This window comes from Pedobacter psychrophilus, assembly GCF_001652725.1.
In the GTDB taxonomy this organism is placed as follows: domain Bacteria; phylum Bacteroidota; class Bacteroidia; order Sphingobacteriales; family Sphingobacteriaceae; genus Pseudopedobacter; species Pseudopedobacter psychrophilus.
This window is the reverse complement of the sequence record NZ_LWHJ01000022.1, coordinates 435,918-462,289: the sequence shown is the minus strand read 5'-3', so window position 1 is coordinate 462,289 and position 26,372 is coordinate 435,918. Positions and strand designations below refer to the sequence as shown.

Annotated in this window: 26 protein-coding genes and 1 tRNA gene; 17 read left to right on the top strand and 10 right to left on the bottom strand. The window is 31.7% G+C overall.

The window, feature by feature from the left end:
- The first annotated feature begins 1 nt into the window (after nucleotide 1).
- On the top strand, nucleotides 2-475 hold the full coding sequence (locus A5893_RS06840; RefSeq protein ID WP_082911361.1) for a nucleoside deaminase: 474 nt from the start codon (nucleotides 2-4) through the stop codon (nucleotides 473-475).
- A gap of 107 nt (nucleotides 476-582) precedes the next feature.
- Entirely contained in the window at nucleotides 583-1,560 is a 978-nt protein-coding gene (locus tag A5893_RS06835; protein WP_068821800.1) for a Gfo/Idh/MocA family protein, read from the top strand.
- Nucleotides 1,561-1,568: 8 nt separating this feature from the next.
- Here A5893_RS06835 and A5893_RS06830 read toward each other — a convergent pair whose 3' ends face one another.
- Nucleotides 1,569-1,967: an RNA-binding S4 domain-containing protein gene (locus tag A5893_RS06830; protein ID WP_068822108.1), complete on the bottom strand. Its 399-nt coding sequence runs from the start codon at nucleotides 1,965-1,967 to the stop codon at nucleotides 1,569-1,571.
- 72 nt (nucleotides 1,968-2,039) lie between these two features.
- Here A5893_RS06830 and A5893_RS06825 point away from each other — a divergent pair, with 72 nt between their 5' ends.
- The 3 genes from A5893_RS06825 to A5893_RS06815 all read left to right on the top strand — a co-directional run bounded on the left by A5893_RS06825 (nucleotide 2,040) and on the right by A5893_RS06815 (nucleotide 5,505).
- Nucleotides 2,040-2,858: a 2,3,4,5-tetrahydropyridine-2,6-dicarboxylate N-succinyltransferase gene (locus A5893_RS06825; RefSeq protein ID WP_068821799.1), complete on the top strand. Its 819-nt coding sequence runs from the start codon at nucleotides 2,040-2,042 to the stop codon at nucleotides 2,856-2,858.
- A gap of 86 nt (nucleotides 2,859-2,944) precedes the next feature.
- Nucleotides 2,945-4,060, top strand: coding sequence for a glycosyltransferase family 4 protein (locus tag A5893_RS06820; RefSeq protein WP_068821798.1), 1,116 nt, complete (start codon nucleotides 2,945-2,947; stop codon nucleotides 4,058-4,060).
- 38 nt (nucleotides 4,061-4,098) lie between these two features.
- Nucleotides 4,099-5,505 (top strand): MBL fold metallo-hydrolase, encoded by a 1,407-nt coding sequence (locus tag A5893_RS06815; RefSeq protein WP_068821797.1) that lies wholly within the window; start codon nucleotides 4,099-4,101, stop codon nucleotides 5,503-5,505.
- Nucleotides 5,506-5,650: 145 nt separating this feature from the next.
- Here the strand turns inward: A5893_RS06815 and A5893_RS06810 are convergent, their stop codons facing one another.
- A complete protein-coding gene (locus A5893_RS06810) occupies nucleotides 5,651-6,904 on the bottom strand; it encodes a DUF1015 domain-containing protein (protein ID WP_082911360.1) in 1,254 nt (417 codons plus the stop codon).
- A gap of 81 nt (nucleotides 6,905-6,985) precedes the next feature.
- Here A5893_RS06810 and A5893_RS18050 point away from each other — a divergent pair, with 81 nt between their 5' ends.
- The 6 genes from A5893_RS18050 (at nucleotide 6,986) to A5893_RS06785 (ending at nucleotide 14,771) form a co-directional block, all read left to right on the top strand.
- Nucleotides 6,986-7,573, top strand: coding sequence for a CobW family GTP-binding protein (locus A5893_RS18050; RefSeq protein WP_232456819.1), 588 nt, complete (start codon nucleotides 6,986-6,988; stop codon nucleotides 7,571-7,573).
- 38 nt (nucleotides 7,574-7,611) lie between these two features.
- Nucleotides 7,612-7,968, top strand: a complete 357-nt coding sequence (locus A5893_RS18045; protein ID WP_317040588.1) for a GTP-binding protein — start codon at nucleotides 7,612-7,614, stop codon at nucleotides 7,966-7,968.
- Nucleotides 7,969-8,102: 134 nt separating this feature from the next.
- Nucleotides 8,103-8,957 (top strand): N-acetylglucosamine kinase, encoded by an 855-nt coding sequence (locus tag A5893_RS06800; RefSeq protein ID WP_068821795.1) that lies wholly within the window; start codon nucleotides 8,103-8,105, stop codon nucleotides 8,955-8,957.
- Nucleotides 8,958-9,179: 222 nt separating this feature from the next.
- On the top strand, nucleotides 9,180-10,943 hold the full coding sequence (locus A5893_RS06795; protein ID WP_068821794.1) for an SLC13 family permease: 1,764 nt from the start codon (nucleotides 9,180-9,182) through the stop codon (nucleotides 10,941-10,943).
- A 218-nt stretch (nucleotides 10,944-11,161) separates the two neighbouring features.
- Nucleotides 11,162-12,238 (top strand): helix-turn-helix domain-containing protein, encoded by a 1,077-nt coding sequence (locus A5893_RS06790; protein WP_157687502.1) that lies wholly within the window; start codon nucleotides 11,162-11,164, stop codon nucleotides 12,236-12,238.
- A 364-nt stretch (nucleotides 12,239-12,602) separates the two neighbouring features.
- Nucleotides 12,603-14,771, top strand: a complete 2,169-nt coding sequence (locus A5893_RS06785; RefSeq protein WP_068821792.1) for a TonB-dependent receptor domain-containing protein — start codon at nucleotides 12,603-12,605, stop codon at nucleotides 14,769-14,771.
- A 79-nt stretch (nucleotides 14,772-14,850) separates the two neighbouring features.
- Here the strand turns inward: A5893_RS06785 and A5893_RS06780 are convergent.
- Nucleotides 14,851-14,923, bottom strand: a tRNA-Phe gene (locus A5893_RS06780).
- Between the two features lie 237 nt (nucleotides 14,924-15,160).
- Between A5893_RS06780 and A5893_RS06775 the strand changes: the two genes are divergently transcribed.
- From A5893_RS06775 to A5893_RS06765, 3 genes are all read left to right on the top strand, one after another.
- Entirely contained in the window at nucleotides 15,161-16,462 is a 1,302-nt protein-coding gene (locus A5893_RS06775; protein ID WP_068821791.1) for a (Fe-S)-binding protein, read from the top strand.
- Nucleotides 16,463-16,624: 162 nt separating this feature from the next.
- Nucleotides 16,625-17,419: a (Fe-S)-binding protein gene (locus A5893_RS06770; protein ID WP_068821790.1), complete on the top strand. Its 795-nt coding sequence runs from the start codon at nucleotides 16,625-16,627 to the stop codon at nucleotides 17,417-17,419.
- 48 nt (nucleotides 17,420-17,467) lie between these two features.
- Nucleotides 17,468-18,100, top strand: a complete 633-nt coding sequence (locus A5893_RS06765) for a response regulator transcription factor (protein WP_068821789.1) — start codon at nucleotides 17,468-17,470, stop codon at nucleotides 18,098-18,100.
- 66 nt (nucleotides 18,101-18,166) lie between these two features.
- Here A5893_RS06765 and A5893_RS17670 read toward each other — a convergent pair whose 3' ends face one another.
- From A5893_RS17670 to mdh, 7 genes are all read right to left on the bottom strand, one after another.
- A complete protein-coding gene (locus tag A5893_RS17670) occupies nucleotides 18,167-18,397 on the bottom strand; it encodes a hypothetical protein (RefSeq protein WP_157687499.1) in 231 nt (76 codons plus the stop codon).
- A gap of 85 nt (nucleotides 18,398-18,482) precedes the next feature.
- The gene (locus A5893_RS06760) at nucleotides 18,483-19,844 is read right to left on the bottom strand and encodes a pyridoxal-phosphate dependent enzyme (RefSeq protein ID WP_068821788.1); all 1,362 of its coding nucleotides are present in this window, start codon (nucleotides 19,842-19,844) and stop codon (nucleotides 18,483-18,485) included.
- Nucleotides 19,845-20,077: 233 nt separating this feature from the next.
- Entirely contained in the window at nucleotides 20,078-20,896 is an 819-nt protein-coding gene (locus A5893_RS06755; RefSeq protein WP_068821787.1) for a hypothetical protein, read from the bottom strand.
- A gap of 26 nt (nucleotides 20,897-20,922) precedes the next feature.
- Entirely contained in the window at nucleotides 20,923-21,813 is an 891-nt protein-coding gene (locus A5893_RS06750; protein WP_068821786.1) for a hypothetical protein, read from the bottom strand.
- A 46-nt stretch (nucleotides 21,814-21,859) separates the two neighbouring features.
- Nucleotides 21,860-22,276: a group III truncated hemoglobin gene (locus A5893_RS06745; protein ID WP_232456818.1), complete on the bottom strand. Its 417-nt coding sequence runs from the start codon at nucleotides 22,274-22,276 to the stop codon at nucleotides 21,860-21,862.
- Nucleotides 22,277-22,281: 5 nt separating this feature from the next.
- Entirely contained in the window at nucleotides 22,282-22,713 is a 432-nt protein-coding gene (locus tag A5893_RS06740; RefSeq protein ID WP_068821784.1) for an aspartyl protease family protein, read from the bottom strand.
- Between the two features lie 6 nt (nucleotides 22,714-22,719).
- Complete coding sequence (gene mdh, locus A5893_RS06735; RefSeq protein ID WP_068821783.1) at nucleotides 22,720-23,658, bottom strand: malate dehydrogenase; 939 nt, start codon at nucleotides 23,656-23,658, stop codon at nucleotides 22,720-22,722.
- Nucleotides 23,659-23,918: 260 nt separating this feature from the next.
- Between mdh and A5893_RS06730 the strand changes: the two genes are divergently transcribed.
- The 3 genes from A5893_RS06730 to A5893_RS06720 all read left to right on the top strand — a co-directional run bounded on the left by A5893_RS06730 (nucleotide 23,919) and on the right by A5893_RS06720 (nucleotide 26,371).
- Nucleotides 23,919-24,797: a cupin-like domain-containing protein gene (locus A5893_RS06730; RefSeq protein WP_068821782.1), complete on the top strand. Its 879-nt coding sequence runs from the start codon at nucleotides 23,919-23,921 to the stop codon at nucleotides 24,795-24,797.
- 116 nt (nucleotides 24,798-24,913) lie between these two features.
- Nucleotides 24,914-25,792 (top strand): lipoyl synthase, encoded by an 879-nt coding sequence (lipA, locus tag A5893_RS06725; RefSeq protein WP_068821781.1) that lies wholly within the window; start codon nucleotides 24,914-24,916, stop codon nucleotides 25,790-25,792.
- A 27-nt stretch (nucleotides 25,793-25,819) separates the two neighbouring features.
- Nucleotides 25,820-26,371: an RNA polymerase sigma factor gene (locus A5893_RS06720; RefSeq protein ID WP_068821780.1), complete on the top strand. Its 552-nt coding sequence runs from the start codon at nucleotides 25,820-25,822 to the stop codon at nucleotides 26,369-26,371.
- Nucleotide 26,372: the final 1 nt, after the last annotated feature.

Genomic DNA, 26,372 nt, shown 5'->3' with positions numbered 1-26,372 from the left:
TATGGAAAAACATCAAGAATTTATGAGATTGGCCATAGCATTATCTCACCAAAATGTAGAACAAGATTTAGGCGGACCATTTGGAGCGGTGATTGTGAAAGATGGAAAAATCATAGCTCAAAGTGCAAATACAGTAACAACAACAAATGATCCTACGGCACATGCAGAAGTAGCCACTATAAGATTAGCTTGTGCTAATTTAAATACTTTTAATTTAGAAGGTTGTGTAATTTACACCAGTTGCGAGCCTTGCCCAATGTGTTTAGGAGCAATTTATTGGGGCAGATTAGATAAAATGTATTATGGCAACACAAAAAAAGATGCTGCAAATATCGGTTTTGATGATGCTTTTATTTACCAAGAATTAGATTTAACACCAGAAAATAGAAAATTAAAATCCGAGCAAATTTTAGCTGATGAAGCTATTAAGGCTTTTAATTTGTGGGAGAAAAGTGAAAAAAGAATTGATTATTAAAATGAGTTTAAGGTAATAGGTAAATATTATTTTCACACCTAAATTTCAAATTGATATTTTATTTAGAACTTACTACTTAAAACCTAACAACTAAAACTTTAAAAAACATGAAAATTATAACTTGGGGAATATTAGGATGTGGCGATGTTACGGAAATAAAAAGTGGTCAAGCTTTTAACAAAGTTGCTCACTCTAAAATAGAAGCAGTAATGCGTCGTAATGCAGAAAAAGCTGCAGATTATGCAAAAAGGCATCAAATAGAAAAGTGGTATGCTTCAGCAGATGATTTAATAAAGGATCCAAATATTAATTCGATTTATATTGCCACTCCTCCTGCTTTTCATAAAGATTATGCCATACAGGCAATGAAGGCAAGGAAAAATGTCTACATAGAAAAACCAGTAACATTAACAGTTGATGAGTGTGAAGAGTTAATTGAAGTCGAAAAACAGACCAATCAAAAAGTTACTGTCGCTCATTATCGCAGAGCCTTACCGCTATTTGTGAAATTAAAGGAATTGATAGAAAGTGGGATAATTGGAGAAATAAGAATTATCGATTTAAAGTTATTACAACAACCAAATTCTGATATGATTGCTAAAAGCGACGAGAACTGGCGATTGAATCCAGTAATTTCAGGTGGAGGATTATTTTATGATTTAGCGCCTCATCAACTAGATATACTAGTTCATATTTTAGGTGCTCCGATATTTAGTCAGGGATTTTCAAAAAATCAAGCTCAAAATAGCGAGGCTGATGATATGACAGTAGGACAAATTTTATTTAAAAATAATATCACATTTAGTGGGATATGGAATTTTAACGCTTATCCAAATAATGAAATAGAACAATGCGAAATTATTGGAAGCCAAGGAAAAATTATCTTTTCTTTTTTCAGTAATGAAATGGCATTGATAAAAAACGGACAAACAGAGGTTTTTAATTTTGAGAATCCTTTCCATGTACAACAAAACATGATTGAGAAAACAGTGAATTATTTTTTAGATAAAGAAGAAAATCCTTGTTCTTTAAGCGATGCATTGTTAAGTTTAAAGGTAATGGAGAGTTTTATAAAAACTAACTAACTAACTAACTACTCCTCCTCAACATCAAAAAAACTATCACTTAAATCATCAATTTCCCTACGGTCTTTTTTTGTTGGTCTTCCTGCGCCTTTATCTCGTGTTAGAACTGGCGAATGGAACATAGATTTATATTTTGCCGTTTCTTCTGGTGGCGTTAAATCGGCATAAGCTAAAACTGCTTTTTTTGCATCTACACGGCTTGGTAAAAGTTCTAAAACCTTGATAATCTTTTTTTCGATGGCTTTAGAAACCTGATAAACCTCTCCTATTTTAACCTCATGGCTGGGCTTTATATTTGTTCCTTCCTTTTTAACCCTACCTGCTTTACAGGCATCAGTTGCTAGAGAACGCGTTTTAAACAAACGTATTGACCATAGATATTTATCAATTCTTAACTTATCTGCCATCGTATTCAAAAATAAAGCAAAATTCCCTTGTGTTGCAAAAAAACCTTTAATTTGCACAAAAACAAAATTAGAATGATAACCGAATTTAAAAAAGCCGTAGAAGAAGCCTGGGACGACAGAAACCTGCTTAATTTTAAAGAATATAAAGATATTATTGAACGTATTATACACCGTTTAGATTCAGGTGAAATACGTATTGCAGAAAAAGTGGGGACCATATGGCATGTTAATGATTGGATAAAAAAGGCAGTAATCATGTATTTCCCAATCAGGGAAATGGAAGAAATAAAGGCTGGCCCTTTTGTTTTTCATGATAAAATGAAGTTAAAAACCGATTTCAAAAAAACCGGAGTTAGGGTTGTACCTCACGGATTAGCCCGTTATGGTTCTTATTTAGCTAAAGGAGTTATTTTGATGCCATCATATGTAAATATTGGCGCCTATGTAGATAGTGGAACTATGGTTGATACTTGGGCAACAGTTGGCTCTTGTGCGCAAATAGGAAAAGATGTTCATTTAAGTGGTGGCGTTGGTATTGGAGGCGTTTTAGAACCAGTTCAAGCTGCTCCGGTAATTATAGAAGATGGCTGTTTTTTAGGTTCTAGAGCAATAGTTGTTGAAGGAGTTAGGTTAGAAAAAGAGGTGGTTTTAGGTGCAAATGTTGTGCTTACGGCTTCAACAAAAATTATTGATGTAACAGGTCCAGAACCAGTTGAGCATAAAATGGTTGTACCAGAGCGTTCTGTTGTAATTCCAGGTTCATATACTAAAAAGTTCCCTGCCGGTGAATTTCAGGTTCCTTGTGCTTTAATTATCGGAAAAAGAAAAGAATCAACAGATAAAAAAACTTCTTTAAACGATGCTTTGAGAGATCATAGCGTTGCTGTTTAATTGAGTTGTAAGTGATAAGTTATAGGTTCTAAGTATTTACTTAGTAACCTGTAACTTAAAACCTAAAACCTACAACTCTTAAAAACATGAAAATCGGATTCGAAGCAAAAAGAGCATTTCAAAACTTTACAGGTTTAGGAAATTATGCTCGTTTTGTAATTAGAATTTTATCCGAAAATCAGCCACAAAATCAATATTTTCTTTACGCACCAAAAGCGGCAAAAAATCCTCGGACAAATTTTTTATTTCATTTAAAAAATGTTTCTATTGTAACTGCACCAAAAACTTTTTTAAAATCTTCTTGGCGATCAAGAGGAGTTGTAAGAAATTTAAAGAATGATGGGATAGCAATTTATCATGGATTAAGCCATGAGTTACCAATTGGATTAAAAAAAGCAAAAATCAAATCTGTAGTTACTATTCACGATTTAATTTATCTGCACTATCCCCAATATTTTAAATGGTTAGATAGAAAAATTTACGATTATAAATTTCGTTCGGCTTGTAAAAACGCAGACAAAATCATCGCGATAAGTGAGCAAACCAAAAGAGATATTATTCAATTCTTTGAGGTTGATGCTGAGAAAATAGAAGTAATTTACCAAGGATGTGATGCTTCTTTTAGTAAAAAAGTTTCTGATGATGAGAAAGCAAAAAGCAAAGCAAAATATAATTTGGCAGATGAGTTTTTACTTTGTGTTGGGAGTATAGAAACTCGTAAAAACCAAGTACTTATTTTAAAAGCTTTGGTTCAATTACCATCAAATATCAATTTAGTTTTGGTAGGTAAAAAAACTAAATATGTTGATCAACTAAATGATTTTATACTTAAAAACGATTTAAAAAGCAGAGTTATAATTTTATCTGATGTTTCTTTTCAAGATTTGCCGGCTATTTACCAATTAGCAAAAATCTTCGTTTATCCTTCCAGATTTGAAGGTTTTGGAATACCCATTTTAGAAGCTTTAACTTCTGGTATTCCTGTAATTGCTGCAAGTGGTTCCTGTTTAGAAGAAGCTGGCGGACCTAACTCAGTATATATTTCTCCAGATAATGAAGAAGAATTAGCACAAACTATTTTAAAAGTTTGGGATAACAACTCTTTACAAAATGAAATGATTTTAAAAGGTAAAGAATATGCTGAGAATTTTGAAGATGAAAAAATTGCTGCTGATTTAATAGAATTATATCAAAACATTTAATTTTCAACATCGTTGTATTCTTTTTCAAAGACTTGTAAATGAAATTAACCATTTGGGGTGCTGCAGAACAGGTAACTGGTAGTATGCATCTTTTAGAGATAGATAATTATAAGATTTTAGTTGATTGCGGACTAAATTATGAGGGCGGTGTAGAATTAAGCCAAAACGAAAATTTTCCATTTAATCCTTCTGATATTGATGTCGTGATTTTAACTCATGCTCATATTGATCACAGCGGAAACTTGCCAACTTTGGTTAAAAACGGTTTTGAGGGTCAAATTTTGTGTACTTATCCAACTGCAGATTTAACTCAATTGTTGCTATCAGATTCTGTGAACATTTTCATGGGAAAACAAAATAAATCTAGGCGACATAAAAAGTTTCATCGTAATAAAAACAAGGCTTATAATAATGTACAGCCGCTTTATCTTCAAAAACATGTAAACGATACAGCGGATAGAATTGTTCCAATCTCCTTTCATCAGGATTTTAAAATAACAAATAATATTACGCTTTGGCTGATACCAACCGGACACTTATTAGGTGCAGCGGCCGCTCATTTCACTATTTTAGAAAATGGAGAGAATAAAACCATTGCTTTTACCGGCGATATCGGTCGTAAAAATTATCCCGTTTTAAATGACCCAGAATATTTACCAGAAACTCAATATTTGGTATGCGAATCAACGTATGGTGGGCGTTTACATTCCGATAAAGAATCCTTAAAAAATGTGTTGATTAAAGCGATAAGGGAAGCTTGTATTGAGCAACCCGGACGTTTAATTATTCCTGCCTTTTCTGTGGGACGGACTCAATCTTTGGTGTTTTCTTTAAATAAGATTTTTACCGATCATGAACTCCCTCCTATTCCCGTATTTGTTGATAGCCCAATGGCAACCATGGCCACTCAAATATATAGGAAACACCATAAATATGTAAGTGAAGAGGCTCGTTCTTTTTATAATGCCAAAGGCGATGGATTTGAATTTGATAATTTGAGTTACGTTAAAGAATTAAAAGAAAGCAAAGAAATATCCGACCATTTTGAGCCTTGTATCATCATTTCTTCTGCCGGGATGTTAGAAGGCGGGAGGATTCAAGACCATTTATTTTACAACATCCAGAATTTTTACGCCACAATTTTCTTTATTGGCTACTGCGCAAAAGGAACTTTAGGACACAGATTATTAAGAGGAGATTCTATTGTAAATATCAAAGGAAGAGAGCTTTCAGTTTTTGCAACAATCAAAAAAACAGATTTATTAAGTGGCCACGGAGACCATCAAGATTTGTTGGATTATATTATGGCAATCCCAAGTCTTTCTCTTAGAACAGTATTTTTAGTACACGGCGAGCGTGAAAGTATGGATGCTTTAAAAAACAGTTTAAAAGAGAAAAACATTGCAGTAGCTATCCCCAAAAAGGGAATGGTATTTGAATTATAATTTTTATGAAAACCTTTTTTAAAGCTATTAATAACCTAAACAAGAGGCTCTTACCTTCATTACATAAAAAAGATCCTCTAAAACTAACAAAGTTTGAGCAAGCACTAACTGCTTTTAGATATTGGATTTTGTTGAAAGCATTAGATTAATCCATCTCATGAGTTATTAAACCCGCTAAAAATTTAGGTTCAAACCAGGTAGATTTTGGTGGCATGGTTTCTCCTAAGTCTGCTATTTTCATTAAATCTTTAATCGAAGTTGGATAAAGAAAAAAAGCGATATCAAATTTCCCAAGATCAATCATATTCAAATTTAACTCTAAATCTATTTCACCACCAATAAAATATAGCTTTTCATCTTCTCGAGGATCATTAACATTAAATAATGGTTTTAAGATATTTTTTTGCAGAAGGCTAACATCCAAATCATGTAAAATATTGCTATTTAAAAAATCATTAAAATCTATTTGATAAGCTTTATTTTGGTAATAAAATCCAATAAAATGTTCTTTGGTTGGAATTAAATCTTTTCTTTCAATCTCTTTAATTTTAAAATTATCCATTAAAAATTCTAAAATTTCTACATGATCAAATAGATGGTTAAGTTTTAAAAAACGATGAAATGGAAGTATTTCTAATTGATCAGCACTTATATAGACTGAGGAAAAGTAATTATATTCCTCGCTCCCATTATGCTTTAGGTTTAATAGTCTACGTTCAACTCCGTAGCTACAAGCTGCTGCAGCCCTATGATGGCCATCTGCAATGTAGGTATTTGGCATTTTCCTAAAAATTGCTTGAATATTGTGATTAACTATCTCGTCAGTCACCTTCCAAATTTGATGTTGTTCATCAGCAATATTAAAATCTAAATGTGCAGGCTTTAATTTTTCATTTTTAATGATTTTTTCCAAATCATCATTTTTCTCAAAAGTGATTAAAACCGGATTGGCATCTAAACCTGTTTGTTGCAGATATTCTACAAGTCCTTTCTCTCTTTCTAAACGTGTTAGTTCGTGTTTTTTGATTTGATTAGATAAGTAATCATGAATATTAGAAACTGTCCAGATACCAGTTTTAACATTTCCATTTTTTGATTTTGTATAAATGTAAATAGCTTCTTGCTTGTCTTTAACTAAAATTTCTTGTTGAATAAAATCATCAAAATTTTCTGCAATCTTTTTAAATGCAATTTCTTGCTTAGAACCTCGTAGATAATAATTTTCGATTTTAGGAACTAGCAAATGCACAAAACTGAAAGGATTTGCATTTCCTATTGCTTTTGCAGAAGAAATTGATAGATTTTCTAAGCCTACAACCACATTAGAAGCCTTAGCTTGTGAGGGTAAAATTGCTTTGAAAGGTTTTATATTAGGCATGTTTACTAAAAGCGATATCATCAAATGTAAAGAATTTTTATTTCAACATATTTCCATTTTAACCATAAATAATCACAATTGATTATTGTGCTATATTTGTGAATGGCCATAAAACAAGTCCCTGTAACCATTTTAACAGGATTTTTGGGTGCAGGTAAAACAACTTTGCTCAATCATATCATCAAAGAAAATCCTGATATAAAGTTTGCGATTATAGAAAACGAGTTTGGAGAGATAAATATTGATAGTGAATTAGTCATTAAGACAGATGAGAATATTTTTGAGCTTTCTAACGGATGTATCTGCTGCTCTTTAAACGGCGATTTGTTTGAAGTATTAAACAAACTGGTAACTGGAAGTTATGATTACGACCATTTAATTATTGAAACTACGGGCATTGCAGACCCAAGTGCAGTTGCTGCAACTTTCATGACAGATTATAATGTACAAACTGCATTTAAATTGGATGGAACGGTTTGCTTGGTTGATGTTAAAAATGTTTTAGATGTTTTAGGAATTGATGAGGAAGCTAATAAACAAATTGCTTTCTCAGATTATATCATATTTAATAAATGTGAGGGTTATGATAAAGAATACATTAAAAATGTAAAGGAAATTGTAAATAAGATTAACCCTTTTGCCCATTTGAATTTACTGATTTTGCAAAAGCAGACACCAAACAACTATTAAATTTAAAGTCTTATGAAAAAGTTAAAAATCCGTTTAGAATAGTTTCTGGTAAAACACCTGCATCAAATTCTTTACTTCTAAAACCAGAAAATCATCATCATGATATTACTTCACAAAGTTTTATTTATAACAAAAGCTTTGATTTAATTAAATTACGGCATTATCTAACTGTCATGTTATTTATTCAAGGAGCCTCATTTTACCGGATAAAAGGAATTTTAAACATAGAGGGTTTAACAAAAAAATTAATTGTACAATCTGTTAAATCAAGTCCGGTTTTTATTGATGGTGAAGAATGGCAACCATATGAAATCAGGGAAACCAAAATTGTTTTTATAGGTAAAAAACTGAAAAGGGAAATTTTAGAAAAGGGCTTGAAACAATGCCTGTTTTAGGCTTAGAATTTGTATATCATATTAAATTGATGAATACAAATGTTATTGTTTATTCAAGGATAAATACTACATACATAGTGTGATTTGTACAATAAGAAGATTTTACTAATTTAGCCAATCCTAAAAAATATATAATGATTTTAATTGCAGACGGTGGATCAACTAAAACTAGTTGGTGTTTAATTGAAGATAGTGGTAAAAAAATAATGTTCAATACAGAAGGATATAATCCATATTTTTCTGATACAGAATATATTATAGAATCTATGCATAAGAATATGCCTGGAGATTTACCTGTCGATAAAATTAAAGAAGTCCATTATTATGGAGCTGGTGTACACAACGACGAGAAAGCTGAGGTAGTTGAAAATGCTATGAAAGTTATTTTTAGCAAAGCAAAAGTTCATGTCGATCATGATTTAATGGCTGCCGCCAGAGCATTATTAGGAGATAATAGAGGCTTTGCCGCAATTTTAGGAACTGGAACCAATACTTGTATTTACGATGGTGAAGGCCTAGAAATGAATATTGATTCTTTAGCTTATATTTTAGGTGATGAGGGTAGTGGATGTTATATTGGTAAAAAATTACTAAGCGATTATGTAAGGGGTTATATGCCAAAAAATGTGAGGGATTCTTTTTGGGAAACTTTTAAATTAACACCTGATGATATTTTAGAAGCTATTTATAAAAAACCTTTGCCAAATAGATTTTGCGCTAGTTTTAGCAAATTTGTCTATGATATTACTGTTAATATCGAGTATTCTAGAAATTTGGTAAAAACTTCATTTAAAGATTTCTTCGAGAATTTAGTAAGCCATTATCCAAACTATCAAGATTACGAATTTAATTGTATAGGTTCTGTTGCTTATAATTTTAGAAACGTTCTTGAAGAAACTGCTCTAGAATATGGAATGAAAATGGGTAAAATTTTACGCTCCCCTATTGATGATTTGGTGCTTTATCATCAAAACCATAAAATAAAATAAACTTTTTTGAATTGTATCATAATATTTAAAACTGAGTAATTTAACTGATTTAATAAATTTAAACAGTACTAAAATTGTATTCAAGATTATCAGCTTCTTGATCTTATTTTCTCTAAAAATATATAATACATTTAAAATCAATAATTTAAATAAACTCGCAAGATTTTAAGAATTTGTGGATTATAAATTGATAAGTGGAAAATCAGAAACTTATCAATTTATATGAGCATTGCCATTGTTTTAGGATTGCTATTATTAGCAATCATCCTTTTTGCTGTAGAGATTTTTACAGTTGATGTTATCACCGTCTTTATCCTTATTTGTCTTTGTTTATTTAAAATTATTACACCAAAAGAGGCTTTTGATGGATTTTCAAGTGATTTTATCATTATCCTTGCAGCTATTTTCATAATGGTTGGTGCACTCAAAAAAACCGGAGTGATTGATACTTTTATAGCAAATTTGGTCAATATCAAAAAGCATCCACCTAAAGTAATTCTCTTTTTTGTGATGATAATTTCTGCATTAACCTCTGGTTTTATGAATAATACCACAGTTACTGCATTAATGCTAAATCCAACAATTGGGATGTCTAAACAATCTGGAACAGCGCCCTCTAAAATGTTAATGCCCCTTTCTTTTGCTTCCATACTTGGCGGAACATGTACTTTAATTGGCACTTCTACAAATGTTGCAGTGAGCGGTTACATAGCTCAACAAGGTTTAACACGTATCGGCATGTTTGATTTTCTTCCAATTGGCTTGATACTTTTGGGAGTAGGAATGCTATACATGATGACGATAGGTCAACTATTATTACCAGTTAATTCTAAGGAAGATTTAGAAGAAGATTATAGTGTAAGAAAATATTTAAGCGAGGCTGTGATTTTAGAAAATTCACCAATGATTGGACAAAAAATTGCTGATTCTGATATTTCAAAACAAGGATTTTCAATTGTCTCTATCATCAGAAACAAACAAAATTTTGTCCCAAATATGTTTACCAAGATTCAGCTGGATGATGTTGTGCTTATAAAAGGAAATGTAGACGATCTTTTAAAGATTAAAGATTTAGATGGGGTAGAAATTAAAGCTGATTTATTAAAACTAGATAGCGAAGAAAATGAATTACATCTTGCCGAATTGATGGTAATTGGCGGTTCAGAGACTCTTAGAAATACGGTGGAACGAATCAATTTTAGACAAAAATATAGACTGGGTATCATTGCAATTTATAGAAAAGGAAAAACCATCAGCGAAAAGATTGGAAAGCTAAGATTAAAAGTAGGCGATTTAATATTAGTACAAGGAGAAAAAGAAAGTATAGATTTAATACGAACTAATGAGAATGATTTTATTATTCTAGAAGACTACAAACCCAATCTCCATTTAAAGCGAAAAGGAATTTTCACTATAGGATGCTTTGCTCTTTCTGTTATTTTGGGTAGTACTGGAATTTTGCCATTATCTATCGCATTTTTATTAGGCGCACTTTTAACAGTTGCATTTAAGTGTATAAATCCTGAAGAAATGTACGATGAGATAGATTGGAGATTACTTGTCTTAATTGGAGGAATGAGTGCTTTCGGAATAGCAATGACCAAAACTGGAGCCGATAAATTTGTAGCAGAATATATTGTTAAAATTTTTGAACCAATGGGTGCTTACGGAATTCTCGGAGGTTTTATTTTGCTCACCGTTTTATTGACCCAACCTTTAAGTAACGCCGCTGCAGCTCTCGTTGTGTTACCAATAGGTTTGCAAACCGCAAGTCAATTAGCCGTTAACCCGCTTACATTTGCAATTGCAATTATGTTGTCAGCTTCTGTATCTATGCTCACCCCTTTTGAACCATCATGTATCCTGGTTTATGGTCCCGGGAAATACAAATTTTTAGATTTTGTGAAAGTTGGAGGATTGTTAACCTTTATTTTGATGGGGATTTTAGTAATGATTATACCTTTCTTTTTTCCTTTTAAGGTTTAAAAATTTTAAGAGTAAATAAATATTTAAAGTTTGTAATTTATTGCCATATTTAAGGTGCAAAAATTTTAGTATGATAATTTTTTCCTTAAATCAATTGAATGCGCTTTGAGTTTAGTCTTTATAGCTGCCTTCCGCTAATTTTCTTTTTTCATATCCTTGTTTACAGCATTTTATTCTTTCTTAGGAGTAAGAAACAAGAAAATTATGCTGATAAATTAATGGGTTGGTTTCTTGTAATTAGTGCTTTTATTATTTTTCCTTGGATGGTTGGCTTTGCTGGTTGGTATGATAATCAACCTTATAGAGACATTTTATTTTTTACACCTTTTGTAAATACGCTTGCCATTGGACCTTTACTTTATTTATACGTAAAGTCTTTAACAGATTTTAATTTTAGGATAAAAGGTAAAATATATCTTCATCTTGTTCCAGCATGCTTATATCTCATATATAGAGTGGCCTCAAGTTTATTGGATATTTTTATTTTTGATAAATATAATTTAACCAATGAGTATGAAGACCCTGATTTTGCCTCTTGGTATTCGGCAATATCTACATTAAGTATTTTAATTTACTTATTTCTTTCTATTAAACATTTTAGAAATTATAAAAAATATACAGAGCTTACCACTTCTTTTGCTGATTTGGCCAGTTTAAAATGGTTAAGGAATTTTCTTTATGCATTTGGAATATTAACTATATTACCCATCATTAGAGACTTACTTTCAAATTTTGATTTCTTTGCAAAATTAAGATATTATGGTCCTTGGTATTATTATGTAGCATTTGCAATAGTTGTTTATTATATAGCGATTAATGCCTATCAAGCGGTTTATATGCATCTAAGGAAAATTGAATTCCAACCTCAGTTACTTTTGGCTTTTCAGGATTCTAACATTACTTTGAATGATAAGGAATTAGCTGAAAAAGAAAATGAACCTGTAATTTTACCTGTTGACCAAAAATTAACTTACCTGAAAAATGAATTATTGTCCTTGATGGAGGTAGAACTATTATTTGAACGTTCCGATCTTACATTAAACGAAGTTGCCATAAAACTAAAGACCAATGCTGTAATTTTAAGTAAGGTGGTTAACCAGCAATTTGCTTTAAATTTTAATGATTTCATCAATCAATATCGGGTAAATGCAGTAATTGAAAGACTTAAAGACCCAAAATTTAAAAACCAGACGTTATTGGCCATTGCTTTTGATGCCGGGTTTAACTCTAAAGCTACTTTTAATAGGGCATTCAAAAAATTTACCAATAAAAATCCGAAAGAATTCTTGACTTAGCATTTTGCTTCTTGAGGGCAATCTCACCGAATTGAGGATTTTCTCTCATACTCGTCATGTCGAGGCAACGAGACATCTCATTTGCAAGATTGCCATTTTACAAGATAATTCTTTTTGAGCTTACTGAATACCTATTAGTGAGATGTTTTCTACGCTAGCTAGCGGATCAACATGACGAAATCTTTAAAAATAAGATTGCCAAAAAGGAATTCTCTCCTGCAAATGCAAAACCACTAAATCCTGTTTATCTCTACTAATTAGTCTCATATTATAATTTGAAACTTATTTGCAGGTCTCAAATTATGATTTGAAGCGATGCGCCTTTGTTTTAGATACACCTTTGTGGAAACAAAAGAAAAGCATCATGAAAAAATTATTTACTTTAATTCTAATCATCGTTTCTGCAAGCGGATTTGCTCAGCAAAAAGACAGCATCGTTTTTAAAAAGGATAGCATTAAAACTCAAGCTTTAATGGAAGTAGTGGTTAAAACTACAATTCCTTTAGTACAGGTAAAAACAGATAAGATTTTATTAAATGTTGAGGCAATGCCTAATGCAGCTGGTGCTAACGCATTAGAATTATTAAGACAAGCTCCCGGAATTTCTATAGACGGGCAAGATAATATAAAATTGAGTGGTAAAAGCGGAATTCAGGTTTTGTTAGATGGCAGGTTGCAAACCTTAAGTTCACAACAAATTACCTCTTTGTTAAAAAGTACCGATGCAGCAAACATCAAAACCATTGAGGTGATTGCAAATCCATCATCTAAATATGATGCTGCCGGAAATGCTGGAATCATAAACATCATCTTTAAAAAATCAAATCAATATGGTACCAATGGAAGCCTGACTTATGGTTATCAAAAAATGGAACATTTTAGACAGAATTCTGCATTTAACATCAATACAAAAGGCAAAAATTTTAATGCATTTGCAAACGGTAATTATGATAATAGCTTACAATTTACCACGGTTAGTGATAATAGATATGTAGGCGATAAAACTTTTTTACAAAAAGGAATAGAAAAGCAAGGTTATAAAAACCCAGGTTTAAGAGCTGGAATAGATTATAATTTAAACTCGAAAAATAAAATAGGTGCAATTTTAAACTATAACAGAATATGGGACGATTTCCCTTCAGATGCTTCTACAACCATACAAAATGGAAATAGCAATAATCAGTTAAACACAATTACCACAGCTAATTTAACCGAAAACAGATTAGGTTCTAATTTAAACTATCAGTTTAAAGATACTAGTGGTACCACTTTAAATATTGATGCTGACTATTTAAATTATAAATCAAACTTGGGCAATTTGGTAAACAACACTTTTAGCAATAATGCTACATTAAATATATTTGATAATAATACCAAAACCAGTATTAATTTATTATCGGCAAAAGCCGATTTAAGTTTAAAAATTTTTAAAGACGGCACTTTAGAAAGCGGTATTAAATTTTCTTCTAGTAAAACAGCTAATCATTTAAAAACTACTCAAAATGATGGTAATCAAATTTTAAATCAGCTTAATGATTATAATTACAACGAAAAAATTTATGCAGCTTATTCCAGTTTCAATAAAACTTATAAAAAATGGAATTTACAAGCAGGTTTAAGAGCAGAGTTTACAAATAATAAGGGATTATCAACAAGTGGACAGCAAAATCAATCCGTTTTATCTGATAGTTCTTACCTAAATATGTTCCCGACTTTATTTTTAAGATACCAAGCTAATGAAAATCATTCTTTCGGTTTTTCTTATACCAAAAGGTTAAACCGCCCTTCATTTCAAGACCAAAATCCTTACGTTTACCGTACAGATTTTTATTATTCTGAACAAGGAAATCCTTATTTGCAACCAGCGTACACTCAAAGTTTTGGTTTAGATTTTACCTGGAAAGGGCAAACTCAAATCAAGTTAAATTATAATCAAACTAAAGATTTAAATGAAGAAATTATCACTCAAACTGGAGACCAAACTCTGGCAAAATGGGTAAATGCAGGTACAAGAAGTTTTGTAAATATTAATGTTAGTTCTCCATTTCAAATCAACAAAATATGGTCAGGATATTTATCTGTAGAACCTTATTATCAATTTTATAAAGCTGATTTAAGCAAATATGCAGGCTTAGCAAATATCAATAATGGCGGTTTCGGTTTCAATTCTTACATCAGTAATAACTTTGATTTAGGTAAAAATTGGAGTGGTACTTTAAGCAACTGGTTTAATTATGCAAGTCGCTCATCTATTTATAAAACCAAAGCAATTACCAGTGTAGATATTGCCTTTAAAAAGCAATTAACAGATAACAAATTAACTTTAAACTTTGCTTATCGCGATATTTTTAATACACAAAGATGGGCTCAAACTGCATTGATAGGAAGCATTAATCAATCAAGTGTTCGTAAATGGGAAAGTAGTGGAGCTTATGTTGGAATTAGTTATCGTTTTGGAAATCAAAAATTGAAAGCTGCTAGAAGCAGAGATTTAAAAACTGACGAACAAGAAAGAATTAAATCTAGGAATTAAAAAAATTTTTGAGTTAAGTCATTCTTAAAACATCCCAAAACCAAAAAAGCTTCACATTTCTGTGAAGCTTTTTCTTATGTGGTGCCTGCTGGGATCGAACCAGCGACACAAGGATTTTCAGTCCTTTGCTCTACCGACTGAGCTAAGGCACCCTACCATTCCCTTATTTGGTAATTGTTAGGGATTGCAAATGTAGGCTCTTTTTGTTAAAAAGCAAATTCTTTTAAAAAAAATCAGCATCATAAATCAATCTAACCGTCAAATATTTAAAAATCAGCAAATTAAATTTTAATTTAAGCTGCATGACTAATAAATTAAAAATATTATGCTTGCATAGCATATTTTTTAATCCTGTTTCTTTACCTTAGCTAATCACAAAACCAATTTAAATGATAAGTCAAATTATTTTTTCTTTAGCATTTATTGCCGCAGTAATTTTTTTTACGCTGCAAGTCAGAAAAATCATTCGCAATATAAATTTGGGTAAAGATGTTAATCGCTCAGATCGTCCTCAAGAAAGATGGGCAATTATGGTAAAAGTTGCTTTAGGCCAGAGCAAAATGGTGGTTCGCCCTGTTGCAGGTATCATGCATATTTTTGTTTATGTCGGCTTTGTAATTATCAATCTTGAAGTTTTAGAAATTATCATTGATGGTATTTTTGGTACACACCGTATATTTTCATTTTTAGGAAGCTTTTATAATTTCTTAATCGGTTCTTTTGAAATCTTAGCACTATTAGTTTTAGTTGGCGTTTTAGTTTTTTTAGCAAGAAGATTAATCATTGGCTTAAAAAGATTTTCAGGTGTAGAAATGACTGCCTGGCCAAAATCAGATGCACTTTACATTTTATTAATTGAAGTTTTATTAATGTCTGCATTTTTAACAATGAATGCTGCAGATTATAAACTCCAAATGCTAGGATATTCACATTATATCAATGCTGGTAGCTTTCCTATCTCAGGATTTTTAATAGGTTTATTACCTAATTCAACATCAGCATTAGAAATCATAGAAAGAAGCTGTTGGTGGTTTCATATTCTCGGAATTTTAGCTTTCCTAAATTACCTTCCATTCTCAAAACATTTCCATATTATTTTAGCTTTCCCAAATACCTGGTACAGCAACCTTAACAATAAAGGTAAATTCACTAATATGGATTCGGTGACTAACGAAGTTAAAGCCATGTTAGATCCATCATTTACTCCTCCCTCAACAGATGCAATTGGGCGTTTCGGGGCAAAGGATGTTCAAGATTTAAATTGGGTACAACTCATGAACTCCTATTCGTGTACAGAGTGCGGCAGATGTACGTCAGTTTGCCCGGCCAATCAAACTGGCAAATTACTCTCCCCTCGTAAAATAATGATGGATACTCGAGATCGTTTAGAAGAAGTTGGAGATCATAAAGCGAAAAATGGGAAAGATTATGACGACGGAAAATCTTTGTTAGATGATTACATTTCTCGGGAAGAAATTTGGGCTTGCACTACTTGTAATGCCTGTGTAGAAGCTTGTCCTATAAATATTGATCCACTTTCTATCATTGTAGATTTAAGGAGATACGCCGTAATGGAAGAATCTAATGTAACAGTAAGCCTAAATGCGATGTTTTCTAACGTAGAAAATAATGGCGCACCTTGGAAATATTCTCCCGCAGACAGGTTAAATTGGGCAGAGAAAGAGAACTGAGAATTGAAGAGATTAGATTCAAGAAATTTTTAAAATAATTTGGGCGTTTTAACACGCTATCCGCTATATCTTTTTTGAGAAAAACAAAAAAGGATGTCGCTACTATCGTTAACGCAATTGAACTAATGAACTCATTTTACTAATGAATATTGAACTAATTAAATGGAAATAACAGATATAAAAATCCCAACCATGGCCGAAATGACGGCTGCCGGAGAAAAACCAGAAATATTATTTTGGGTGGGTTGTGCAGGCAGTTATGATGAAAGGGCTCAAAGAATTACCAGAGCTTTCGCTAAAATACTAATTCATGTCGGGATAAAGTTTGCGGTATTAGGAACTGAAGAAAGTTGTACCGGCGATCCTGCAAAAAGAGCGGGCAATGAGTTTTTATTCCAAATGCAGGCCATGGTAAATATCCAGGTTTTAGATGGATATGATATTAAAAAAATTGTAACCGCATGTCCGCATTGTTTTAATACTATAAAAAATGAGTATCCTGGTTTAGGCGGCAATTATGAAGTTATCCATCATACCCAACTGATACAAGATTTAATTAATGAAGGTAGACTAAATGCAGAAGGCGGGCATTTTAAAGGAAAAAAAATAACATTCCATGATCCCTGCTATTTAGGACGTGGAAATGGTGTTTATGAAGCGCCGCGTAAAGCTTTAGAAATTTTAGATGCAGATTTAGTTGAACTTAAAAGATGTAAATCAAACGGATTATGTTGTGGCGCAGGCGGTGCACAAATGTTTAAAGAACCAGAAAAAGGGAAAAAAGACGTAAACATTGAGCGTATGGAAGATGTATTAGAATCTAATGCAAACGTTTTAGCTGTTAGTTGTCCTTTTTGCATGACCATGATGAATGATGGTATAAAACATTTCAATAAGGAGCAAGAAATTGAGGTTTTAGATATAGCAGAAATTACGGCAAAAGAAAATAATTTGTAACTATGCATCGATAAGGTTAAGTTTATATCATATAACCTTAATGTCGATATGATTAATATAGTTATTGCAGATGATCATAAATTATTTGCACAAGGTTTAGCTAACATTCTTGCAGAAGAACAAGATTTTACCATCAAAGCTATATTTAATGATGGAAGATCTATGATAGATTATCTAAGTAATCAATCTGCTCATGTAGCCATTATTGATTTGAACATGCCTCAATTTGATGGGAAAAGCACATTACTTAAACTTCATGAGAAGAAAATAGAGGTTAAAAAGCTGGTGCTATCAATGTACGCAGAGAAGAAACTTCTGGATGAGTGCATTAAAATTGGGATTGATGGCTATCTTTTAAAAGATGTAGAACCAGAAACCCTGATAGAAACTATTAAAAAGCTGGCCATAGGTAATTATGATTTTGATACCACAAGCGTTTTTAACAAAGACACTTCTAGCCTGTACTTTAAAGATGATTTTATTAATAAGTATAAGTTATCTAAAAGAGAAATTGAAGTTTTAAAATTAATTACAAATGGCTTAACCAATCATAAAATTGCTGAAAAACTATTTTTATCAACTTTTACAGTAGATACCCATAGAAAAAACATCATTCAAAAAATTGGAGTTAAAAATACCGCCGAGCTTGTTAAGTTTGCCTTTGAGCAAAACCTGGAGTAATGGAAAGGCTCACATAAAACTTATTAAAACGATTAAATCTTAAATTGTTTAATGTGAGCCAGTATCTTATTTAATCACAAAATCTTTATTAGTGAACCTATTTATCTTTAAAGATGAATCAGAATAAATACGATTAACAGGATACAATTTTATATTTCGTTTATCAAAAAAATCATTACTAATTTTATTTGCTTGATTAGCCTTTTCTTTTCCTTCATTTGTTAACATCCAACCCATAATTAAGGTGTGAGTTAACAATATCAAAAACATCCCAAATAAATAATATGTTTTACGCATTTAATGTAGAAGTTTAGAACAACTAAGATATTAAATATAGCTTGAAAAACAAATAGCTTAAACTGCTATTTAAAATTCAATTTTATCAATAAGAAATAGCTCCAATAATATCGTATTGGGTTATAATTTCAATTTTTCCGTTACTGTCTTCTACTAAGACAGCAGAATTTTCTTTATTTATTAATCCGGAGATTTTATCTATAGATGTGTTTAAGTCTACAAAAGGAAAAGACGCTGTCTGGATAGTAGACACTTTTGAAGATTTAATAGAAGGATTTTCTAATAAAGCTGTTAAAATATCGCTTTCTGTAACACGTCCAACAACCATCCCTTTTTGAGTTACAGGTATTTGAGAAATGTATAAAGCTTTCATGGTATTAATTGCTTCTAAAACAGTTTTTTCACTATCGATAGTTACCATTTCTTGAGGCTCTCTTTTTGATAGTATAGATTTAGCGGTTAGTTTTTCATCTTCTAAAAAACCTCTCTCTCTTAACCAATCATCATTGTACATTTTACCCATGTAACGTGTACCATGATCGTGAAAAATAACCACCACCACATCTTCTGGCTTTAAATGTTCTTTTAACTGAAGCAATCCTGCAATAGCTGCTCCGGCAGAGTTACCTGCGAAAATTCCTTCTTTACGGGCAATTTCTCTTGTCATTAATGCAGCATCTTTATCCGTTACTTTTTCAAAACGGTCTATCAAATCAAAATTCACGTTTTTAGGTAAAAAATCCTCTCCAATACCTTCTGTGATGTAAGGATAAATTTCTTTCTCATCCATTATACCTGTCTCTTTATATTTTTTAAAGACAGATCCATAAGTATCAATTCCCCATAGCTTAATATTTGGATTTTTCTCTTTCAAATATTTGCCCGCACCAGAGATTGTTCCTCCTGTGCCAACACCAACTACTAAATGAGTGATTTTACCTTCTGTTTGCTCCCAAATTTCCGGACCTGTTTGTTCGTAATGAGCGGCAGAATTAGAAAGATTATCATATTGATTAGGCTTCCAGGAATTAGGAGTTTCTTTTTCTAATCTTGTAGATACAGAATAATAAGACCGTGGGTCTTCTGGTTCTACATCTGTTGGGCAAACAATTACCTCTGCACCAAATGCTTTTAGCGCATCTACCTTTTCCTTAGATTGCTTATCTGTAGTGGTAAAAATACATTTATAGCCTTTTATAACTGCTGCAATGGCCAATCCCATTCCGGTATTTCCAGATGTTCCTTCAATAATAGTTCCTCCGGGTTTAAGCTTACCGCTTTTTTCTGCATCGGCAATCATTTTAATTGCCATACGGTCTTTAATAGAATTACCAGGATTGGTTGTTTCTATTTTGGCAAGCACTGTTGCTTCAATGTCTTTTGTGAGTTTATTCAACTTTACTAAAGGTGTATTGCCTATAGTTTCTAAAATATTATTGTACCACATAGTTGTAAAGTTAATCAAATAAAGAATTTTGATTGTTCAAAATAAGGTAAGGATTTGCAAAGCAAACATTATTTTTATTTTTTCTGAATAATGAAATTATGTTCTTTAAGGCTTTAAAAAAAATCCCTAAATCAAAATTTTAATTAAGTAGAATATAAATAGTTTCTAATCCTAAGAGTAGTGGACATCTTAAATTAGGTTAAAATATATTGATGTTTCTAAAACTTATAGTTTTATGGAGAATATTTAATATAAATAAGTGCGGATGTTTGTAAATTAGATGTAATGTAAACTTTTTGCTGATTTACGCCGTCATCTACCTCCATCAAACAGGTATTTGGAGGTATTTTGCCAAGGTTATGGGCATATACAATTAACTCATTTACACTTACAAAGGGGCTTAGTTCTATTTCTTTTAGTTTAGGTTTACTTTTAATTCTAGTTCGCTCAATAATTGGGAATCTGTTTAAATAAACAGAAATAATATCACCATCTGTCACTTCATAATCATGTATCCTTAAAGTGATTTTCTTGCTTTTGACATATATTAATGAGGGTTTACTCAAATTGGTATTAAGAAATAAATCATCAACAGCACCCTGTGATTTTATTTCTTTAATAATTTCTTTAGAAAGTAAAGAACTGGATAAGTCATTGATTTTATTTAAGTAAACAATTCCTGGTTCGCAATTTACTCCAGGTTCAACATCTCCTAACCAAGGCCCTTTAAGTTTGTTAATGGAATCTTTTGAAGATAACTCTAAAACCATTTCTTTTATGCAAAAAGATTCATTAGTAATAGGCTTATTATTTATGAGCAATTTTAATTCAGTAAGTTTTAGCTTATTTTGTTCTACCGAACCCACAAAATTCATTTTTCCAAGAAATTGCAAGAATTCGCTTCCAAATAAAAATGCATTTCCTGTTACAATTCCATCCTTATCATCCCGTACATCTAATACGTAATTGGAGTTAAGTTCTTTGCCTTCTGCTGTGATGTAACCAACCCATATCCCTTTAAATTGTGCCAACACAATTGTTGGGCAAATCATTATTATGAATAAGAGTAAGCGAATCACTATTTGTGTCCTTTAAAATTAAAATAAATAGCACCTGTATATTTAAAATCTGAAGAAAGATAAATAACATGAGTTTTATCGCCATCAATAACTGTAATAGAGCAGGTATTTGGAGGAATGCGACCTAAATTCTCAGCATAAATCAATAACTCATTATTAATAAATTGTTTACTTAGTTCTAAAGTGAATGTCTCAGGATTTTTTCTTACCATTACCTTTTCTGCAATGGTATCCCCATTAAATATAATGGTAATTTTGTCTCCATCTACTTTTTCATAATCATTAATCGCAATTTGTATAACCTGATTTTCTACATCAACTTCTTCTATTAGGTTTACTTTAGTTTGATTTAGAGAATCAGCGAAAGCTTGATATTGAGTAGGTACTGTTGTTTGAATATGCAGGGAATCGTTTTTAGACAAAGATATTAACCCAGGCACACATTCTAAAACCTCTCTTTTATCTCCAAAAACATCGGTAAAGAGCTCATCAATCCCCAATTCGTCTTTAGCATATGTGCTTCCGTCCCACCTACCTGTTAATGTTTCTAAACCGACAGTATTTTTATATTTTAAAATGAAGTTTTTAATACAAAGAAAATAATCTGGAGGGAGGATTTTTTCTATAACTCCGTATCTAAATTCGCTTAAATAAATAGAATCTTTCTCAAAATAACCCGAAAAACTTAATTTACCAACTACAACATTTCCTAAATAAGCATTAGATACCCCAGTAATCTTCTTATTTTTTTGAGTGATATTAAGTTCTAAAACATATTGAGGAGCATAACCACCACTATCCTGAGTTAGTTTTCCTTTCCAAAAACCGGTTAAATCCTGGGCGTTTAATATAAAGGGAAAGAAGAATAAGAGTAGTATTAGTTTTCTCATATTGGTTATTTAAATCAAGTTACTGATTTATAACTTTATAGAGAAATTAGATTTTATTTTTTTCTTTAGCAACTCCAGGAGCGTTGTAATAGTTATTTATTTTATAAAACATTAAATCTGCTATACTCACTGCTCTTTGTTTGGCATCATTTGCAATTTCACCTTCAAAATTTTCATCAACGGTTTCAATAAATAAATATTTCCATTGATTAAACATTTCAGGAGTTAACTTAATTTTTTGGTTCAATTTAAAATGGGCATCCATAGGGTTTCCTTTGTAGCCAATTTTTCCTAATAAAGTAGATTCCCAAAACGCATACATAATTGGTAAATGATGGCTCCAGTTTACTTTTGCAACATCATTAAACACATGTCCTAAATCTTTATCAGCAATAGCCTTATCATAAAAAGAATCTACCAATAACTTTATATCACTATGGTTTTCAATATCCTTTTTCATCATAAACTTTATTTGCTTAATGTTAAAGTTAGGTTTTTATAATCTATTAAGGCATTATAATCCATTAAAATATCTCCGCCTAAAACACCAATTACTGGCGGTAAATTTAATTTTTCATAAGCAAACTTGATAGATGATAAATCGAAAACTGGAGCTTCGTAATTTTCAATAATTAATTTACCTAATTTTAATTCATGACAAATCACATAATATCTTTCCATAGTAGTTGTACCTAAACCAATTGCATGATGATCAGGAATATGTATAATCTGATCTTCAGAAGCAAAACCAGAAACAATCTCCATATCAAAAGCAGATTTTGAAGCACCTGTGTCTAAAACAGCTTTGAAAATTTGCCCGAAAACAAAAACTTCCACCAAAAGGTGGAAGCCGTCTCCTTGTAAGTCAATTAACTCTAAGGGTAATTTATATTTTTTCATTTCTGATTAAATCAGATTAGAATCTGTCAGAACATTATTCATATTTCTAACCGCATCCGCACTTTTATTAAATTGTGCTTGTTCATCATCAGATAATTTATAATCGATAATTTTTTCCCAACCATTTTTACCCAATACAACCGGCACAACTAAAGAAATATCTTTTTGGCCGTATTCACCATCTAAAGCAACACCGCAAGAAATTAATTTTTTCTCATCTCTAACAATAGATTCTACCATTGCAGCCGTCCCTGCTCCTGGTGCATACCATGCAGAAGTTCCAATTAATTTGGTTAATGTAGCTCCACCAACCATTGTATCTGCCACTACTTTATCTTGTTGTTCTTTACTCAATAATTGCGTTACCGGAATACTATTCCATGTAGCGTGATGAATTAAAGGAATCATGGTTGTATCTCCATGGCCACCTATTACTACGGCATTTAAATCTGAAGGAGAACATCCTAATTCCTGACTTAAATAATATTTAAAACGAGCTGAATCTAATGCACCCCCCATACCTAAAATTCTTTCTTTAGGTAAACCTGATGTTTTTAAAGTCAAATAATTCATGGTATCCATTGGATTAGAAACCACAATGATGATAGTATTTGGAGAATATTTTAAAATGTTTTCTGTTACTGATTTTACGATACCTGCATTAGTACCAATCAATTCTTCACGAGTCATTCCTGGTTTACGAGGCAAGCCGGATGTAATCACAACAACTTCAGAATCTGCGGTAGCAGCATAATCATTAGTTACACCTTTTATTTGAGTGTCAAAACCACAATAAGATGCCGTTTGCATCATATCCATTGCTTTACCTTCGGCAAAACCTTCTTTAATATCTAACAAAATTAACTCTCTTGCTAATTCTCTTCTTGCAATGTTATCAGCACAAGTTGCGCCTACTGCACCTGCCCCAACTACGGTAATTTTCATGATTTATATCGTTTTTATGTTATAATTAATAAACTTCCCGAAGTTAAGTAAACCAACTTTTAAATAAAATTTTTAAATGGATTGATTGTAAATTTATTACTGGTTTAACATTGGAAACAAATGAATTTTAATTTTTAATTAATTCAGATTGTCATGCAATGGCAATACAAATCATTTTAAAACTAATTTTTATAAAATCTATTAATTTTGCCTTGCGATGGTAAAGTCATTAATCATATAAAACTATCTCCTTAAAGTTTATGGGTTTCATTTTAAATAAAGTTGATACGGTTGACACGATAAGTCCTGCAGATTTTAAAAAAAATTATTTGGATAAACGCCGACCAGTTGTGATTAAGAATTTAACCAAAGATTGGCCAGCTCGTGAAAAATGGACAACTGATTATTTTAAATCTATTGCTGGAGATTTAGAAGTACCTCTTTATGATAACTCCAAAGCTGATCCATCAAAACCCATCAATGCAACTGCTGCAAAAATGAAATTAAAGGATTATTTAGATTTGATTAAAAGTGAACCTACAGAATTACGTATTTTCTTTTTTAACTTTTTTAAACATGTACCTAGCTTAATTAATGACATCATCATCCCTAAAGATTTAATGGGTGGCTTTATAGAAAGTATGCCAGCTATGTTTTTTGGCGGTTCTAATTCGGTAACATTTTTACATTACGATATAGATTTACCTCATATTTTTCATACTCATTTTGGAGGCAAAAAACATGTTATCCTTTTTGAAAATAAATGGAAAAGACGCTTATATTGCTTGCCGAATGCTACTTATGCTTTAGAAGATTATGATGTTTTAAATCCTGATTTCGAAAAATTCCCTGCTTTAAAAGGTGTACAAGGAGAAGAAGTTTTTCTAGAACATGGTGATACTTTGTTTATGCCAACAGGTTATTGGCATTGGATGAAATATATTGATGGGTCTTTTTCTTTAAGTTTAAGGGCTTGGGACGCATCTATAAGTAGGAAGGCGCAAAGTGTGTTTAACTTGGTTACGAAAGGTGGTATTGATAGTGTTATTAAAATGCTTTTTAAAGAAAAATATGCTCAATATCGTGAAAAAGTAGCCATCAAAAGAGCTGAAAAAGCTTATAAAGCAGGGAAATTATAATTTTTTTATTAATCAATAAAATTTGCATAAGGCGGATTTTTTTGCTCCATTTTTACCCAAACAAATTACAGTCTAAAAACATTAAGTTTAATTAGCATTATGTATTTTTGTGCAATATGATAGAACTTCCTGTTATACCGGTAAATCAAAAGCAGCGTAAACCAGATTGGTTAAGGGTAAAACTCCCGATAGGTAAAGAATATGCCCATGTGCGTGGTTTAGTTGACGAGCATAAACTTCATACCATTTGTGAAAGTGGTAATTGCCCAAATATGGGCGAATGTTGGGGTGCTGGAACGGCAACTTTTATGATTTTAGGTAATATTTGTACTCGTTCTTGTTCTTTTTGTGCGGTTGCAACAGGCAGGCCTTTAGCTGTAGATTTAGATGAACCAAATCGGGTTGCTAATTCTATCAAATTAATGAATGTTAAACACGCCGTAATTACTTCTGTAGATAGGGATGATATTAAAGATGGGGGTTCTATAATTTGGGCAGAAACTATAGAAGCAATAAGAAGAGAAAGCCCACAAACAACCATGGAAACTTTGATTCCGGATTTCAGGGGGATTTGGGATAATCTTTATCGTGTTTGCGAAGAGAAACCTGAAGTAATTTCTCATAATATTGAAACTGTAAGAAGATTAACCAAAGAGGTAAGGATACAAGCCAAATATGATAGAAGTATGGAGTGCTTAAACCGTATTTCTGAATTTGGTTTAAGAACAAAATCTGGTATCATGTTAGGATTAGGAGAAACCGAAGCAGATGTTTTAGAAACGATGGCAGATTTAAAAGAAGCTGGGGTACATGTACTAACCATAGGACAATACTTGCAACCATCTAAAAATCACCATCCGGTAATGGATTGGATACACCCGGACCAGTTTGCATTTTATAAAGAAAAGGGAAGGGAAATGGGTTTTAAATATGTGGAAAGCGGACCTTTGGTACGGTCTTCGTATCATGCTGAAAAGCATCTATTTGATTTTTAAAAATTCCTATTTACCTTAGACCAAATTGTGATAAATACCAAAAGAAAATTTTTAGAAGAACCCGATTTAATTCTTGCTTTACAAGAAAGAAAAAAAATTGGTGCCGACGCTTTATACGAAATGTATTCCGGCTCATTAATGGGTATTGTACAGCGAGTAATTGAAGATAAGGAAATTGCAGAAGATGTTTTACAAGAAGGATTGATCAAAATCTGGAATGGCATCCAACAATATGATCCTACAAAAGGGCGCTTATTTACTTGGATGGTAAATGTAATGCGTAATCTGGCGATAGATAAAGTAAGGTCTAAAGATTATAGAAATCATTCTAAAAACCAAGACATAGAAAACCACGTAAATTCGATAGACGAGCGTAGAAACTCTGAATACAAACCTGAGCATCTTGGTGTTAAAGATCTTCTCCAAAAGTTAAGACCTGAACAAAAAGTGATTGTAGATATGATCTATTTTCAAGGTTTTACACATGTAGAAGTTTCTGACGAATTAGCAATTCCATTAGGAACTGTTAAAACACGTTTGAGAATGGGAATTATTGAATTACGTAAATATTTTAAATAAA

Excerpts from the sequence above, each read along its gene's own strand:
- A5893_RS06825 (WP_068821799.1), top strand. The coding sequence starts at position 2,040 with ATGATAACCGAATTTAAAAAAGCCGTAGAAGAAGCCTGGGACGACAGA.
- A5893_RS06795 (WP_068821794.1), top strand. The coding sequence starts at position 9,180 with ATGAGCATTGCCATTGTTTTAGGATTGCTATTATTAGCAATCATCCTT.
- A5893_RS06745 (WP_232456818.1), bottom strand. The coding sequence starts at position 22,276 with ATGATGAAAAAGGATATTGAAAACCATAGTGATATAAAGTTATTGGTA.
- A5893_RS06820 (WP_068821798.1), top strand. The coding sequence starts at position 2,945 with ATGAAAATCGGATTCGAAGCAAAAAGAGCATTTCAAAACTTTACAGGT.
- A5893_RS06760 (WP_068821788.1), bottom strand. The coding sequence starts at position 19,844 with ATGTGGTACAATAATATTTTAGAAACTATAGGCAATACACCTTTAGTA.
- A5893_RS06765 (WP_068821789.1), top strand. The coding sequence starts at position 17,468 with ATGATTAATATAGTTATTGCAGATGATCATAAATTATTTGCACAAGGT.
- A5893_RS06755 (WP_068821787.1), bottom strand. The coding sequence starts at position 20,896 with ATGATTTGCCCAACAATTGTGTTGGCACAATTTAAAGGGATATGGGTT.
- A5893_RS06830 (WP_068822108.1), bottom strand. The coding sequence starts at position 1,967 with ATGGCAGATAAGTTAAGAATTGATAAATATCTATGGTCAATACGTTTG.
- mdh (WP_068821783.1), bottom strand. The coding sequence starts at position 23,658 with ATGAAAATTACCGTAGTTGGGGCAGGTGCAGTAGGCGCAACTTGTGCT.
- A5893_RS06785 (WP_068821792.1), top strand. The coding sequence starts at position 12,603 with ATGAAAAAATTATTTACTTTAATTCTAATCATCGTTTCTGCAAGCGGA.
- A5893_RS06740 (WP_068821784.1), bottom strand. The coding sequence starts at position 22,713 with ATGAAAAAATATAAATTACCCTTAGAGTTAATTGACTTACAAGGAGAC.
- A5893_RS06770 (WP_068821790.1), top strand. The coding sequence starts at position 16,625 with ATGGAAATAACAGATATAAAAATCCCAACCATGGCCGAAATGACGGCT.
- A5893_RS06800 (WP_068821795.1), top strand. The coding sequence starts at position 8,103 with ATGATTTTAATTGCAGACGGTGGATCAACTAAAACTAGTTGGTGTTTA.
- A5893_RS06815 (WP_068821797.1), top strand. The coding sequence starts at position 4,099 with ATGAAATTAACCATTTGGGGTGCTGCAGAACAGGTAACTGGTAGTATG.
- A5893_RS06835 (WP_068821800.1), top strand. The coding sequence starts at position 583 with ATGAAAATTATAACTTGGGGAATATTAGGATGTGGCGATGTTACGGAA.
- lipA (WP_068821781.1), top strand. The coding sequence starts at position 24,914 with ATGATAGAACTTCCTGTTATACCGGTAAATCAAAAGCAGCGTAAACCA.
- A5893_RS06750 (WP_068821786.1), bottom strand. The coding sequence starts at position 21,813 with ATGAGAAAACTAATACTACTCTTATTCTTCTTTCCCTTTATATTAAAC.
- A5893_RS06775 (WP_068821791.1), top strand. The coding sequence starts at position 15,161 with ATGATAAGTCAAATTATTTTTTCTTTAGCATTTATTGCCGCAGTAATT.
- A5893_RS06810 (WP_082911360.1), bottom strand. The coding sequence starts at position 6,904 with ATGATATCGCTTTTAGTAAACATGCCTAATATAAAACCTTTCAAAGCA.
- A5893_RS06790 (WP_157687502.1), top strand. The coding sequence starts at position 11,162 with ATGGGTTGGTTTCTTGTAATTAGTGCTTTTATTATTTTTCCTTGGATG.
- A5893_RS06730 (WP_068821782.1), top strand. The coding sequence starts at position 23,919 with ATGGGTTTCATTTTAAATAAAGTTGATACGGTTGACACGATAAGTCCT.
- A5893_RS17670 (WP_157687499.1), bottom strand. The coding sequence starts at position 18,397 with ATGCGTAAAACATATTATTTATTTGGGATGTTTTTGATATTGTTAACT.
- A5893_RS18050 (WP_232456819.1), top strand. The coding sequence starts at position 6,986 with ATGGCCATAAAACAAGTCCCTGTAACCATTTTAACAGGATTTTTGGGT.
- A5893_RS06840 (WP_082911361.1), top strand. The coding sequence starts at position 2 with ATGGAAAAACATCAAGAATTTATGAGATTGGCCATAGCATTATCTCAC.